Genomic DNA, 15654 nt, shown 5'->3' on the forward strand with positions numbered 1-15654 from the left:
CCCCCTACCGTTCCGCGCCGGTGCGGGCGAGCGCCTGGTACGCCTTGTTGGCACCCTTGGCCTTGAGGTTCACGAACGCCGGGGTCACCCCGAGCGGGGCCGCGTATCCCTTGAGCGTCACGGGGCCGCGGACGACCTTGCCGTTGGTGACGTCGCGCCACGTTCCGGAGGGCAGGAAGATGTCCCGGGTGGTGCCTTCGTCAAGCTGGGGTGCGGCGAGCACGGCCGGGCCGAGCATCCACTCGTCGGTGACCGTGTAACTCGCCCCGTCCTTCGGGAAGTCGAAGAACAGCGGCCGCATGATCGGGTCACCGGCCTTCAACGTCTGCTGCACCTGGTCCCAGATGTACGGGGCCAGCCGCTCGTGCGTCGCGATGGCCGACCGGTAGAGCTCGACCGTCTCCTTGTCATAGCCGACCCACTCGCCGGTCGTCGCGTCCCGTACGCCGGTGGGTGAGGTGGAGGCGTACATCAGCGGCATCAGGGACGCCGCCTGCGCCCAGCGGGCCAGGACCTCCTTGGTGGGCGGCGGATAGCTGAGCGAGCCGCCGATCATGTCGGTCTCGACGAACGGGTAACCGATCGTGGAGACGGCCAGGTTGGCCGAGACCGCGGCGCGCAGCCCGCCGAAGGTGGTCGGCTTGTCGGCCGTGCGGGTGGCGAAGCCCTTGTCCTGCGCGGCGTTCCACGCGACCCGCAGCCCGGCGCCCTGCTGGTCGAACTCGTCGGCCAGCTCGGTGCCGTACTTCACGTAGTCGGCGCGGGTCGCCCCCGGATAGGGGGCGCACCGGTCGTCGAAGAAGGCGGTGTCGAACTTGAACCCGGCGACCCTCAACTCGCTTGTCTGCGCGCGGAGGTCGTCGGTATACCACTGCCGGGCGGCCGGGTTCGCCAGGTCGATCAGCCCGGTCTGCCGACCGTTCCACCAGGTGAAGAGGCACGGCTTGGACGGGTCGGAGGGGTCCTTCAGCAGGTAGCCGTTGTCGACGGCGTGGGAGAAGTTGGCGGCGGTCTCGGGCATGTACAGGCCGGTCCACATGCCGAGGTCGAACCCGAGGCGGCCCAACTCCCGGGAAAGCGTGGGCAGATCGGGGAAGCGTTCGCCGAAGTCGGCCGCGATCACGCTCTCCTCGATCTGCACCGCGTGCCCGCCGAGCCCGGCGCCGGCCAGCGCGCGGGCCCAGGCGAGGACGTTCTCCGGGGTCTGCTCGCCGTAGAGCTGGGCCCAGGAGTTCCAGAGGGGGGTGGCGTACTGCTCGTAGGGGGTGTCGGAGCGTTCGGGCTTGCCGACCAGCGCGATGTGGTCGCGGTACACCTCGGCCGGGGTGTCCTCGACGAACACCGTGGAGGCGGAGGGCCGTTCGCCGGTGACGGTGAACTCGCCGAGCCCGTTGCCACCGGAGTTGATCCGCACGTCCATCGGGTCGCTCGTGTGCGCCCGCAGCCCGGTGGCACTGGAGGTGTACCAGAAGGGGGAAACCACCTGGTACGACGCCGGACTGAACCCGGTGTCCACCAGCTGTCCGGAGTCCAGCGGCCACGGCTGGATGGTCTGGTCGCTGTTCTCGCCGTGCCCGTACCAGTGCCCGGCGCTGCCGAGGTCGTACGCCGTGCTGAGCGCGTCGGCCCGGGCGCCCGACAGGGACCAGTGCATGTCGTACCGGTCGGAGCGCAGGGTGATCCGCAGATCGACGGTGACGCCCGGCAGGTCGGTGGCGGCGGTGACGCGCAAGGTGTTGCCGTCACGCGTGCTGCCGGTGACCTCCCGGACGAGGTGCCAGTCGGCGCCGATCCGGAACCGGAACGCCGCGGGCGCGGTGGCCAGGACGGTCCGACCCGCCCGTACGGTGGTGACGGTCAACCGGTCCGTGGCGACGCGCAGTTCGTAGGCGGATGTCGCGAAGGTGATCGGCCCGGAGTCGGCGGCCGCTGGGGCCGATCCGAGTAGCGGCGCGGCCAGGACCAGCGCCGCCGAGCCGCTGCGGACGGTTCGTCTCAGCCTGGGCATCAGGCACCGCCGCCGCAGGTCAGCTTGGCGTCGGCCCAGTCGGCGTGGTCCGTGGACACATCGCCGTCGCCGTCGACCAACAGGTCCAGCCAGCGGGCGCCGGTCACGTCCGCGTCGATCGCGGTACCGCCGTCCGAGCCGTACAGCACCGGCGTGGTGGCGAGGGTGCGGCCATCGGCGATGACCTGGAAGGAGACGCTGCCGTTGTCGCCGACCTCGTCGTCCACCCCGGCCGTGGCGGTGAAGCGGGTGCAGCCGCCGCCGAGATAGACCCGGACCTGGCTGTTCGCGTGCACGCCGAGGCCCTTGGCGTACGAGGTGCCGCCGACTGAGAGCGTCCGCCCGTCGCCCGCCGCGGACTCGCCGTTGGAGGTGTCCCTTTCCACCGGGCCCCAGCCGTTGACGGCCTTGATCAGGGTCAGGTCGCTCACGTAGGCGTCAGCGGACAGCCCCGGCGGCGGCACCTGCACGGCCCGTTCGCCGGTGACGGTGCCCGGACGGCCGGGCTGTGTGAGCGTGGCGGTCGCGGACAGGACGGCGTAGTGGACCGGGTCGCCGGGCGGGGTCACGGTGTAGGTGGCGGTCACCGTGTCGACGGGCCGGACCCGGGCGAAACGGGTCGTGTCGTCGGTGGTCGCGGTCCAGCCGTCGGGCGTCGTCAGCGTCAGCTGTACGTCCCGAGCCGTGGGCGCGCCCTTCGGCACGGTGAGCGACACAGGAACCTCGGTGGCGGTACCCGTGCCCAGGAACGGCTCGGCGTCGACGGTGACATGGGCGCCCGCGGTCGGCATGGCGTAGGTCTCGGCGTCGTACGAGGGCGCTGCCACCGGACCGACCTTGATCCCGCCCGCCGAGGCGCCGAGGTCGACGAGCTTCGCCGAACCCGGCCCCGCGTCGGCCCCGGTGGACCACACGGCCAGGGCGATGGTGTTGCTGCCCTGCTCTCGCAGGATCCCCTTGGGGATGACGAACCGTGTCTGGGGTCCGGTGTCCGGCAGGTAGCGGCCGATCAGCCAGCCGTTGACGAAGATCTGGGCGCGGTAGCCGGTACCGTCGTCGGCTTCGGCGAGATCGAGTGCGATCGCGTTGTCCTGGCCCTGCGGCAGGTCGAGCCGGGCGGAGGTGCGGTACCAGCGCACGCCGGGCCCGGTCTTCCCAGACTGCCCGGACAGGGTGGTGCTCATCCAGCCGCCGTCCGGGAAGCCCGGCAGCGACCAGCCGGCCCGCTCCCCGTAAAGCCCGCCGTTGTTGTACGGGCCCCGGGCAGTGTCGACCGGGTCCTCGCCACCCCGGCTGCCCTGGATCTTCCAGGTGAGCGTGGAGGCCCCGCCGACCACCTCGGCGCCGAGCAGGCCGCGCGGCTCCTTGGAGTAGTCGTGGCCCCATTCCTCGTTGTGGCCCGCGTTCTCGGCGAGCACGGAAAGGACGTTGTCACCTTCCGCCTTGAGCGTCCCGGACGGGATGTCGAAGGTGTGCGCGCCGTCGCCGGAGCTGCCGAGGTAGCGGCCGTTGAGCCAGACCGCGTACTGGCCGGTCGGGCCGGTGTTGGCGTTCAGCGCGAGCCCGGTCGCCTGGCCCGTGGTCTTGAACCGGCCGCGGTACCAGACGTTGCCGTGGTGATAGCCGTACTCGTCCATCGCGAGGACCGGCAGCGACCCGGCGAGCTCCGGGTTGTTGGCGGTGAGGTGGTCGGCGGTGGTCCAGGAGGAGTCGTCGAAGCCCGGGGCGGACTCCGGTGCCTCCTCCTTGTACTTCCACGTCGTCAGCGCGGGCAGCTCGACCGGGCGCGGGGCCTGGGTGACGGCGACCTTGCGGCCGTTCCAGGTCACCGTCTTGGCGTCCGCGATGACCTCGATCTTCGCGGCCTTGGTGGAGTCGCCGGTCAACTTCAGAGTGCCGTCCGCCTGTTCGGCCGTACGGACGAGGGCGGGGCCTCGTACGAGAACCGGGCCCGCGGCGGTGTCCTGTTGCCACCAGTGGGCGGTCTCGGCGGTGTCGGCGATCAGCAGTTCCATGCCGTTCACCAGCACCCGGGCCAGGCCCTTGTGCGTGTAGTTCAGCCGCAGATCGCCGCGTTCGGCGTCCCAGGTGGTCGTGACATCACCGTCGAGGACGGTGGCCTTTGGCCGCTCGGCGTACCGCAGCACGGTCTCGCCGGCCTCGCCCGCACGCCCGTACAGCAGCGCCACGTCCCGGTCATCGATCCGGGCGTGCGTCATGATCTCCGAGGTGGAGTAGACGAGCCGCTGGTTCTCGCTCAAGTCGTAGCCCGCGACGAGAAGTTTGGCGTCCCGGCCGTCGACGGTGATCGTTCCCTGCTGGGGTACGCGCGGGTAGTCGCCGTCCGCGCCCTTCAGCGACAGGGTGGTCTCGTCCTTGTCCTTCACGCGGGTGTCGGCGTGCCGGACGGTGAAGAACTGGGTGCCGTCGTCGGGGTTGACGCGCCGGTCGATGCGCAGGGCGTCGTCGGACGGGGCAGGGGCTTCGGCCTTGTCGGTGCGCGCCAGTGAGGTGACGGAGTTGACCATGTAACCGAGGCGCTTGAACTCCTGGTACTTGTCAGTCAGTTGGCGGGACTCGTTGATCGGGGCCCCGTAGTCGTACGATGTGTAGACCGCGTTGGGGTCGGCGAGCCAGCCCCAGTTGGTGCCGCCGTACGTCATGTAGAAGGACTGGCCGCTCACCCCGGCGGCGATGTTCATCTTGCTGAACACCCGGGTGAAGTCGGTGCCGGTGAGCTTCGCGCAGTCCTGGTATCCGGTGCCGCCCCAGGGGTCGAAGGCGCCGCCCTGTGCCTCCGGGATGATCAGGGGAGACTCGGGCTTCCACTCATTGACGTACGAGTAGTCGGGCAGGTTCTTCCAGGTGTCGGGGTCCTTGCAGTCGAAGCCCTGCGGGTAGGCGTCGAAGCCGTAGATGTCCGGGGCGCCCTTGCCGCTGACCCAGTTCTTGTTGGCACCGCCGTCATTGACGAAGGTGGGCACGTCGATGCCGTCTTCCTTCGCCCAGTCGATGAGGGTCTGCATGTAGTCGGCGTCCTGGCGACCGCCCTGGTACTCGTTCTCGACCTGATACAGGATCACATTGCCGGTGCCACGGGTGAGTTGGTGCCGAGCGATGATCGGGTTGATCCGGCTCATCCACTCCCGGGCCGCCTTCATGTACTCCGGCTCGGAGGTGCGGTTCACGCCGGCCTGTGTCTTCCGCCAGGCGGGCATGCCGCCGCCGGAGACCTCCGCGTTGATGTACGGGCCCGGGCGGGCGATCACATACAGGCCCGCGCGCTCGGCCTCGTCGAGCAGCCGCTCCACGTCACGGGTACCGGTGAAGTCGTACGAGCCGGGCTTGGCCGAGTGGTAGCCCCAGTCGAAGTAGAGCGAGACAGCGTTGAATCCGCCCGCCTTGATCTTCTGCAGTACATCGCGCCACGCGTCAGGGCTGGGCAGCCGGAAGTAGTGGAACTCGGCGCCCCAGATGTACAGGGGTTTACCGTCGACCCGCACGGAGTACTGGTCGTAGGTCACGGTGTGTGGGGCCGTCAGCTCCGCCTGAACCGGTGCTGCGGCAGCTCCTGTACTAGTCAGGGGCATGACAGAGAGGGCTCCGGCGAGCAGCAGAGATCTCCACTTACCCCTCATGACGTCAGCCCCTTCACGACTGCAGCCCGCGCGGTCTCGATGTCGCCGACGTCCTTCGTCCGGCCGTCGAGGTTCCGGGTCGCGGTGGTGAGGGCCTCGGTCAGGGCGTCGCTGTCGGCGCCGCCGTCCTTCTTCCGCAGCTGGGCGATGAGTTCGTAGTCCTCGATGCCCTCCTTCAGCTGCTCCCAGCGGATGCTGGACATCGGGCCGTCCTTGCCCGGGTAGACCAGATACTCGTCGCCCTGGGTGAAGATGTGCACCGGCTGCTTGAAGGGGTCGCTGGTCCAGCTGTTGTACGACCAGCGCAGGAAACCGTCCAGATTCCGCTGGGCGGAGATCCACGGCAGCATCCGCGACTCGACGGCCGGCGAGTACGACAGCGTGTTGGGGTGGGCCGGCGAACCGTACACATAGAAGGTCGTGGTTTTCCCGGCCTTGCGCCGCTCCGCCACCTTCTCCTTTGTCATCGCGTCGATGCCGCCCCAGTCGACGGACAGGTTGGACGCCACGCCCTCGGTGCTGATCGAACCGGCCACGGAGATACGGTCGTCGAAGACCGGTGCGACCTCGTGGACGAAGTCCTTGACGACCGTCATGGTGTCGATGGGCCGCTCGTCGAAGGACAGCCAGGTGTCCTCCAGCCAGCCCTTGGCCTTCAGGTGCTTCTCGAAGGCCGGAAGGAACGCTCCCCACGCCTCCCGCCAACGGTCCCCGCCCAGAGCGACGTTCTCGTAGACCGTCTTGCCGGTGCGGGTGTCGGTGTAGGTGAGGTGCTCCTGGTCCTGGAACGCCAGCATGGAGAAGGCACCGATGCCGGGCCCGAGACCGGCGCGTCTGGCGGTCTGGACGTACTTGTCCCAGCGGCCGAAGTCGAAGGAGAACGTCTTTCCGTTCCAGGTCCAGCCCACCATGCTGGTGTACGGCGTGGCCGTCTGCGACTCCCGGGTGCCGAGCGACCACTGGTGGTGCCACGGGTTGTCGACGATGGTGGTGTTGATGACCTTCTGGCCGCGCGAAGCCAGGTCGCGGTTGTACTTCTCGATCAGCTTCCAGTGCTGGTCGGACCAGAGCTTGATGCCGTGGTTCTTGGCCATTGTCTCCGGCTGCGCCCATACGTCGAGGAAGAAGTCGTAGTCCTCCGGGTCGGGCACGCTCGCGTCCGCGACCTCGATGGTCAGCGGGTAGCTGGCCTGGGTGCGGCCGTCGGCGTCGACCTTCACCGTGCCGGTGTAGGTGCCGGGCCTGGCCTTCTCGGGGATCTGGAAGGTGAACCACAGCGGCTGCGCCGCGTACGCGGGCACGTCCACGGAGGACCGCTCCTCGAGCGCGTCGCCGACCACATCGGGGTTGCGGTCGCCGGACACCTCTTTGCCGGAGCTGACCTGGTCGATGGTGGCGGACCAGTCGACCTCGCTCTTGGAGCGCTGCACGGGCACGTACTTGACGAACCGGACCTGGGTGTCGTCACCGGACAGCTTCGCGCCGCCGGGCCCGGTGAGGTCGCCGACCACGGCCTTGACGTTGTCGAGGTCCTGGCCGGAGGCGATCGCCAACTGCGCCGAGACCTGCTCGTTGCGCACGGCGGAGAGCTTCAGCTCCTTGGTGTCCTTGCCCTGGATGGCGGTCATCGGGTAGCGCGGGACCCGCTCCTCCGCGGAGCCGGCGAAGGAGCCGGTGGGAACCCAGGTGATGGTGTCCCTGGTGCCCATGGCGTCGGCGACCTTGACGGTCAGCCAGGTGGTGGTGGCCTTGGAATCGAGGTCGGTGCCGGTGGTCGCGCCAGTGGTGCCGGTGACGGCTATCGCGGTGGTGCTCGCGGCCACGACGACGCCCGCGACGAAGCCGGCGACTGCTGAGGACGTACGTGCCATGGGGGTGGGTTCCCTCTCTCATGGACGTGCAGGGACTGGCCCGTCCCCGGCGGGCCCCACGGAAGTGGGAGGCCTGCCGGGAAACGGGGGTGGTGTCAGCGGCAACGGCCCGTCAGGAGGTGACGGAGAATCCGCTGAAGACGGCTTCGATGTTCTCGCCGGGGTAGTTCACGTTGGCCGCGCTGGCGACCATCCCGGCGTCACCGGTACCGGTGGCCGACGGCACCTGGGCGGTGCCGACCTGCGACCAGGTCTCGCCGTCCTTGCTGGCATACGCGGTGTAGGTGGCGCCGTCCCGGGTCAGCTTGAGATGCGCCGGGTGGTAGGTGGAGCCACCGCCCGCCCAGGTGTCGAGCTTCCCGTCACCGTCGCTGTCGGTCATGAACTCCAGGCCGTAGCTCTCGGTCATGACCAGCACCGCGTAACCGCCCTTCTCGGGCGCCGTCAGGTCGTTGGCGAGGGCGATGCCTGCCTTGCCGACCGGTGAGGCGCTGTCCTGGGAGACCAACTGGGCCTGCACGGTGGCCTTTTCCCCGGCCGCGTCGTCGCGGTAGATGACGCCCTTCTCATCCTTCCAGCCGGACAGATCCTGGCCGCTCGCCCAGATGGCGAACTGGTCGCCGCTCTGGGCGTATTGGGCGCCCCCGGAGGTCGTGTCGGCCGTCAGGTACGGCTCCTGCACGCTGCCCGGGGCGGCCTTCACCTGCGCCGGCACGGTGTCGGACACCTTCTGCGACCCGTCGTATCCGGTGTAGATGACAGTGCCAGTGAGGTCGTGGCTGCCCCAGCGGGCGTCGTCGGCCGGGGTCACCGTCCAGGTGGTGGTGAGTGTGGCGCCGTTCTTGAGGGACTGCGCGGTGGTCGGGCCGGTCGCCTTGGCAGTCCAGCCGTCGGGCAGGTCCAGTGCCGCCGTGGCGTTCTTGAGGGTCCGGGTGCCCCAGTTGGTCACCTCGGTGGTCACCTCGAACGGCGTGCCGGCGTCGGTGGACGGGGCGTCCGGGCTGATCAGGACGGAGGCGGCCGGCGCGTCGTCCCGCTTGAGCGCCTTGATGGCCTTGGCGGCGCCCTTGGCCTTGAGGTTGACGAAGGCCGGGGTCACGCCGAGCGGCGCCGCGTACCCCTTGAGGGTCTTGGGGCCGCGGATCACCGTGCCCTGGTTCACGTCGTACCACGTGCCCGGCGGCAAATGGACCGAGCGGGTGGCGCCGGTGCTCAGCTTGGGCGCGGCGAGCACGGCCGGGCCGAGCATCCACTCATCGGTGACCGTGTAACTCGCTTTGTCCTTCGGGAAGTCGAAGAACAGCGGCCGCATGATCGGATCGCCGGTCTTCAGGGTGCTCTGCACCTGGTCCCAGATGTAGGGGGCGAGCTTCTCGTGGGTCTCGATCGCCTCCCGGTAGAGGTCGACCGTCTCCTGGTCGTAGTCCACCTTCTGGCCGGTGGTGGTGTCGTTGGTGTCCACCGGGGATGTCGAGGCGTACATGAGTGGCATCAGCGAGGCGGACTGCGCCCACCGCACCAGTACGTCCTTCGTCGGTGCGGGCTGGCCGCCGGAGCCGCCGATCATGTCGGACTCGACGAACGGGTAGCCGATGGTGGAGATGGCCAGGTTCTGGGTGGCGGAGGCGCGCAGGGAGTCCCAGCCGGTGCCCTTGTCGACCTGGCGGGTGACGAAGCCGGCCTCGTGGGCCGTCTGGTTCCAGTGCACCCGGATTCCGGCGCCCTGGAGGTCGAACTCGTCGGCGAGCTCGGTGCCGAGCTTCTGGTAGTCCGTGGCCTGGTGGCCCTCGCGCGGCGCGCACTTCTCGTCGAAGAAGCGGGTGTCGAACTTCAGCCCGTCGATGTCGTACGTGTCCATCAGCTTCTTGAGGTTGCCCTCGTACCAGGCCTTGGCTTCGGGGTTGGCCAGGTCGATGATCCCTGCCTGGCCGTTCCACCAGGTCACTTCGCACGGCTTGTTCGTGTCCTTGGCGTCCATGAGCAGGTAGCCGTTGTCGACCGCGTACTGGTAGTTGTCGGAGTCCAGGTTGATCCACAGGGTGACCCAGATGCCGAAGTCGAACCCCATGTCGTGGATCTTCTTGGAGAGGCCCTTGGGATCGGGGAAAGTCTTGGGATCCCAGGTGAGATTGCCGTAGTTCGACTCCCACTTGTCGTCGAGCTGGATGGTGTGCCCGTCCAGACCGTTGTCGGAGAGGTCGGTGGCGTAGTCGAGCAGTTTCTCCTGGTCGATCTTGGTGTAGAACTGCGCCCAGGAATTCCACAGCGGCTTGGCGTACTGCTCGTACGTGGCGTCGGACTTGGTCGGCTTGCCGACGATGCCGATGTAGTCGCGGTAGACCTCAAGCGGGGTCGACTCGACGAACACGGTGGCCTTGTAGGTGTCGGGCGACTCGATGGTGAAAGTGCCGAGACCGTCCTTGCCCTTGTTGAGCGCCACGTCCATGACGTCGCCGGTGTCGACGCGTAGACCGGTCGACTTGGAGGTGTACCAGAACGGGTCGATCATGTTGTACGACGCCGGGCCGAAGGTCTCGTGGTCGACCTCACCGGCGTCGAGCGGCCAGGGCTGGTTGACGCCGGGACCGCCCTGCGGGGTCTCCGCCTCGCCGTGGCCGTACCAGTGGCCGGCCGACGACAGGTCGTATGCCAGGCCCAGTTGGTCGGGGTTGCCACCTTCGACGTCCCAGTCCAGCTGGTAGCGGTCGGCTTCGGGTGTGAGCCTGGCCTGGACGGTGGCGCCGTCGAGGGTGGTGTCGGTGGTGAGGGTGAGGACGCCGCTCTGCCAAGTCCAGTCGGTGACCGCGGTGGCGTGCTCCCACTTCTCGTCGGAGCGGAAGCGGAGTCCTCCGGTGTCGCCGCCCGCGGTGTCGAGCACGGTCTTTCCGGAGCGCTCGGTGGTGAGGGCGAGTTCGTCGGTGGCGATGGCGACGGAGTAGCCGGGTGTGTTCTTGGTGCCCGGCACGGACAGGGTGAGGCCGTCCGCGCTCTGGGTCACCTTCGGCCGGTCGGCGGTGTCCGCCTGGGCCTTTGTGGTGAGGGATTCGGTGACGGGCGGTATGAACGTCAGGGCCAGCGAGGCGGCCAACAGCGTTCCGAGACTACGAGTTTTGCGCCGTCTGAGCGGTTGGGTGCGCACTCACGTCCTCCTGCGGGGCGGGGCGGGGCGTTGCTTCGCGGGGCAGCACGGCAAGATCATGCTCATTTCTGCTCATGTTCTGGCTATAAACATCAGCTGTCAACATTCCCTTCCATGATTTCCCGACAGCACCATCGGCCTCTGTGGCCCCTGACCATGGGGCCTGACCGGGTGCGCGCCCTGCCGGGGAAGGGGGCGCACCCGGGGAAGACGGCGGTAAATTCTGTGTGAACCGGTCCCAGTTCGGGGTATCCGGCTTGCCTGCCCGGGGTCCACCACACAGGCGGGGCCAGGATGGTCCGCGGTCAGGGCAGGGTCCTCGAGCGGGCCGGATGACGGGGCGTCACCACGCGCACCGCCGGGACTGGGCACGCGCACCGCCGGGACTGGGGAGGAACGGACGTCGGCTGCACCGGCACGCGGCTCGCACTCCGCCCGAAGGCACTCAAGACCCTCGACGAACAGGGCGCGCAGCAACACCCGTTCGGTGGTAGCGAACCGAGTGCGCTCCACCGCCGCCTCGCCGGCGAAGTCGAGCACGACGGCCGCATCGGCAATCGCCGCTCTTGACATCGCGCCCGCCATGTTGGGCATGATGGATATTAATGCTTGAACTGAGCGACTTTCGAGCAGAAACAATCACTCGGTTCCAGCACGAAGGTGGTCTCTCGTGAAACGGCACCTCATCGGCACCGCAACCGGCGTGGCCCTCGCCCTGGTCCTCACCGGATGCGGCAAGGGAGGTTCGTCCGGTGGCGGCGACTCCGACGGAAAAACGATCAGATTCGTGGCCGCCAAGTACGACGACGACACCCAGCCGTACTGGGCGAACCTCATCAAGGCCTTCGAGGAGGAGAACCCCGGCTACCAGGTCGAGTTGGAGGTTGTCGACTGGGAGCAACTGGACTCCAAGGTCAAAACGTACGTCCAGACCGGGCAGCAACCCGACGTCCTCAACTACAACAAGTTCTCCGACTTCGCCCGCGACGACCTGATCCACCAGGCCAAGGACGTCGTGTCACCGAAGGTGCTCGCCGACTTCCTGCCGCTCTTCGCCGACCAGGCGCAGTACGAAGGCGTCCAGTACGGCCTGCCGTTCATCTCCAGTGCGCGGCTCTTCTTCTACAACAAGGACATCTTCGACAAGGCCAAGATCTCCGAGCCGCCGTCCAGTTGGGCCGAGGTCGAGGAGGCCGCCCGGAAGATCAAGAAGGCCGGCGACATCCCGCTGGGCCTGCCGCTCGGCGCGGAGGAGGCCCAGGCCGAGTTCTACATCTGGGCGATGAACAACGGCGGCGGCTGGACCGACAAGTCGGGTAAGTGGACGGTCGACCAGCGGGCCAACGTCGAAACGCTGGACTACCTGCGGAAGCTCACGAAGGCCGGGCTGACCCAGCCCAACCCCGAGGCCACCAACCGCAAGGACGTCTTCAACCAGTTCGCGCAAGGGAAGATCGGCATGCTCAACGGCGCCGTCTTCATGCGCAAGGGCTTCATCGACACGGTCGACAAGAACCTGAACTACGGCGTCGCGCCGCTGCCGAGCAAGGACGGCACGACCCACAACACGCTCGGTGTCCAGGACTACTTGGTGGCCTTCAAGAAGGACGAGGGCAAGAACCGCGAAGCCGTCAACAAGTTCCTCGACTTCTTCTACCAGAAGGAGAACGCCTCGAAGTTCCTGTCCACAGAGGGCTTCCTGTCGGTCACCAAGTCGGCCGGTGACGCGCTGAGTTCGGACTCCGCCTATTACAAGCCGTTCGTCGACGCGCTGTCGGGCGCGCGGTTCGCACCCACCGACAACCCGAACTGGGCGACCGTCGAGGGCGCCGTGAAGCAGCGCATCGGCACCGCCGTGTCGGGCGCCGAGCCCAAGGAGGTCCTGGGCGACATCCAGGAGACCGCCGAGAAGGACGGCTGACGGGGTGGCCGTACAGGACGTCACCACGCGCACGGAGGAACGGACACCTGAGGCACCGCCAAGTCGCGTGCGAAACGGCCGCCGCCTGCGGGCACTTGAACCGCTGCTGTGGCTCGGCCCCGCGCTCGCGCTGATCCTGGCCGTGGTCATCTGGCCCGTCGTCGAGATGGTCCGTACGTCCCTGATGGACATCAGCTCCACCGGACTGACCCGCGGCTTCGCGGGTGGCGCCAACTACGCCGATCTGTTCGCCGAGCCGGACCTGCCCGGCGTGGTGCTGCGCACCCTGGTCTGGGTCGTGGGCGTGGTCACGGTCACCATCACCGTCTCGCTGGCACTGGCGCAGTTGCTCAACTCCCGTTTCCCCGGGCGCCGGATGGTCCGCTGGGCGCTGATCGTGCCCTGGGCGGCATCGGTTCTGATGACGGCGCTGACCTGGCGCTGGATGCTCAGCAACTTCTACGGCGTCGTCAACCGCGTACTCATGGACGTAGGAATCCTGGACAAACCGGTGAACTGGCTGGCCCACCCGGTCCAGGCGTTCGTCTGGATGATGGCCGTGGCGGTCTTCGTCTCGCTGCCGTTCACCGCGTTCGTCATCCTCTCCGGCCTGGGAACCATCCCGGCCGAGGTGTACGAGGCGGCCCGCCTGGACGGCGCGGGACCGGCCCGCACCTATCTGTCCGTCACGCTGCCGCTGCTGCGCCCGTCCCTGCTGGTCGCCGCCGTCATCAACGTCATCAACGTGTTCAACTCCTTCCCGATCATCTGGGCCATGACCCGCGGCGGTCCCGGCTTCGCCACCGACACGACCACCACCTACATGTACAAGCTGGCGTTCGACAACCAGGCCGTCGGCGAGTCGGCGGCCATGGCCGTCGTGAACTTCGCGCTGATCCTCCTGGTCGTGCTGGTGTACCTGCACGTCGTCCGCAGGCGAGAGGAGATCGGCTGATGTCCGCCGCCACGGCCCGGCCCACAACAGTCCAATCCGCAACGGCCCGATCCGCAAAGGCCCGGCGGCGTCCGCTGCGGCTGCGCACCGTCGTGCTCACCGGGGTGGGCTGGCTGGTGGCCCTGATGTTCCTTGCGCCGTACCTGCAGATGCTGCTGACGGCCCTGAAGCCGACGCCGGAACTGATGAAGTCGCCGCCGTCCTATCTGCCGCATCAGTGGGAGTGGTCCAACTTCGCCGACGTCTGGTCGCTGACGGATCCGCCGGTCTCCGACGCGCTCTTGTTCTCGCTGTACGTCGCCGGGATGTCCACGCTCCTCGCGCTTGCCGTGGGGCTGCCCGCCGCCTACTACACCGCCCGCCACCGCTTCCGTGGGCGCGGCGCCTTCCTGCTGCTGGTGCTGGTCACCCAGATGTTCGCGCCGACCGCACTACTGGTCGGCATCTACCGGGAGATGGTCAGCCTCGATCTGACCGACACCGCGGAGGGGCTGATCCTGGTCAACGCGGCGTTCAACCTGCCGTTCTGCATCTGGATCCTCAACGCGTACTTCGCGAGCATCCCCAAGGAGCTTGAGGAGGCGGCGTACGTGGACGGGGCCGGCCGGCTGGGTGCGATGGTCAGGGTCACCCTTCCGCTGGCGCTGCCCGGCGTGGTGACCGCGCTCGTCTACACGTTCATCGGGGCGTGGAACGAGTACGTCGTCGCCCTCACCATCACCTCGTCCGGCGACCGGACGACGCTGACCAAGGCCATCCCCGGATTCGTCACGGCCTACCAGGAGCAATGGCAGTATCTCTTCGCCACGTCACTGATCGCGATCGTGCCGGTCGTCGTCCTGTTCGTCTTCGTGGAACGCTATCTGATCAGCGGTCTGACGGCCGGCGGCGTCAAGTGATCTGCGGGCGCACACATGTCGCGCCCCCTTCCTGAGCGGGCTCCGACGCTCAAGCCCGAATGATCTTCACGCCAGCGGCGGCGAACGGCTCGGTCAGCTCCGGGCCCGCCGCCTTGTCGGTCACCAGTATGTGGACGTCTTCCACCGGGCAGATCCGCGCGAAAGCCCGCCGACCCAGCTTGGAGGAGTCCGCGACCACGATCACCTGTTGGGCACGTCCGGCCAACGCCCAGTTTATGCCGGCCTCGCCCTCGTCCTGGGCCGTCGCCCCGTGCCGGACGTCGATCGCGTCGACGCCGATGAAGGCATGGTCGAGCGTGATCTGCGCGAGCATCCCGGTGGCAAGCGGTCCGGTGAGCTCGTACGAGGCCGGGCGGGCCACTCCCCCGGTGACGACGAGCTTCACATGGCGGCGTACGACCAGTTCGTTGGCGATGTTCAGCGCGTTGGTGACGACCGTCAGCGAGGGCCCGGCGCCCTCCGCGCTCAGCTCGGGTCTGATGGCCAGCGCCCGGGCGACCGCGGTGGTCGTGGTGCCGCCGTTCAAACCCACCACGGCACCCGCTTTCACCAGGCCCGCCGCCGCGTTGGCGATCCGTTCCTTCTCCGGAGCGTTGCGCGCAGCCTTGTAGCGGAGCGGCAGGTCGTACGCGATGGCGTTGATCACGGCGCCGCCATGGGTACGGGTGACCATTTGCTGGCGCGCCAGCTCATCCAGATCGCGTCGGATCGTGGCGGTGGAGACGCGCAGTGCTTCCGCGGCGGCCTCGACCTCGATCCGTCCGTCGCGCGTCAGCAGGTCCAGCAAGGCGCTCCATCTTTCCTGCGGTGCCGCCATGCGTCGTCCCCTGTCCGTGATGTGCGGGCCCGTGAAAGCACGAGCCATATCCGATTCTCTGCAACACGATGTGTGTTTCCGCAGCTTAGACGGCCGTAGCCAGCACTTCTGCGCACAACCGATGAGACGGTGCCGCGCATCGGGACGGCCGAGGCGTTTACCGTCCCCGGAGCGGCAACAGCATCTTCCGGGAAGATCAGCGGCAACCTGCGGCGCCCTCAGGGCTACAACCGCGCCTGTCAACGTCCTACGACTGCTGTCACGCCGCCGTCACGTGTCACACGAACGCACCCAGTAGCAGTGCCACGAAGCCCACGATCACGCCGTTGACGGTCCACAGACGCTTCGCGCGCAGGACGCGGAAGGGGTGGGCATTACTCATTTC

8 protein-coding genes are annotated in these 15654 nt (G+C 68.0%); 3 read left to right on the forward strand and 5 right to left on the reverse strand.

The features are described from left to right. Positions 1–4 precede the first annotated feature (4 nt). The 4 genes from AB0I98_RS18655 to AB0I98_RS18670 all read right to left on the reverse strand — a co-directional run bounded on the left by AB0I98_RS18655 (position 5) and on the right by AB0I98_RS18670 (position 10656). Positions 5–2008: a TIM-barrel domain-containing protein gene (locus tag AB0I98_RS18655; RefSeq protein ID WP_362942666.1), complete on the reverse strand. Its 2004-nt coding sequence runs from the start codon at positions 2006–2008 to the stop codon at positions 5–7. Then, entirely contained in the window at positions 2008–5532 is a 3525-nt protein-coding gene (locus AB0I98_RS18660) for a beta-galactosidase (RefSeq protein ID WP_362942669.1), read from the reverse strand. Before AB0I98_RS18660 ends, AB0I98_RS18655 begins: the two co-directional genes overlap by 1 nt. 110 nt (positions 5533–5642) lie before the next feature. Continuing rightward, a complete protein-coding gene (locus tag AB0I98_RS18665; protein ID WP_362942672.1) occupies positions 5643–7517 on the reverse strand; it encodes a glycoside hydrolase domain-containing protein in 1875 nt (624 codons plus the stop codon). Between the two features lie 112 nt (positions 7518–7629). After that, positions 7630–10656, reverse strand: coding sequence for a TIM-barrel domain-containing protein (locus AB0I98_RS18670; RefSeq protein ID WP_362942675.1), 3027 nt, complete (start codon positions 10654–10656; stop codon positions 7630–7632). A 670-nt stretch (positions 10657–11326) separates the two neighbouring features. On the opposite strand from AB0I98_RS18670, the gene AB0I98_RS18675 reads away from it, so the two are divergent. From AB0I98_RS18675 to AB0I98_RS18685, 3 genes are all read left to right on the forward strand, one after another. Beyond that, a complete protein-coding gene (locus AB0I98_RS18675) occupies positions 11327–12577 on the forward strand; it encodes an extracellular solute-binding protein (protein ID WP_362942678.1) in 1251 nt (416 codons plus the stop codon). Between the two features lie 67 nt (positions 12578–12644). Further along, the gene (locus AB0I98_RS18680) at positions 12645–13532 is read left to right on the forward strand and encodes a sugar ABC transporter permease (protein WP_362942681.1); all 888 of its coding nucleotides are present in this window, start codon (positions 12645–12647) and stop codon (positions 13530–13532) included. Next, positions 13532–14431 (forward strand): carbohydrate ABC transporter permease, encoded by a 900-nt coding sequence (locus AB0I98_RS18685; protein WP_362942684.1) that lies wholly within the window; start codon positions 13532–13534, stop codon positions 14429–14431. Before AB0I98_RS18680 ends, AB0I98_RS18685 begins: the two co-directional genes overlap by 1 nt. A 49-nt stretch (positions 14432–14480) precedes the next feature. On the opposite strand, the gene AB0I98_RS18690 is transcribed toward AB0I98_RS18685, so the two are convergent. Beyond that, positions 14481–15269 (reverse strand): DeoR/GlpR family DNA-binding transcription regulator, encoded by a 789-nt coding sequence (locus AB0I98_RS18690; RefSeq protein WP_362942687.1) that lies wholly within the window; start codon positions 15267–15269, stop codon positions 14481–14483. Between the last annotated feature and the right edge of the window lie 385 nt (positions 15270–15654).

It is taken from the genome of Streptomyces sp. NPDC050211 (assembly GCF_040656035.1).
Classification (GTDB): Bacteria; Actinomycetota; Actinomycetes; order Streptomycetales; family Streptomycetaceae; genus Streptomyces.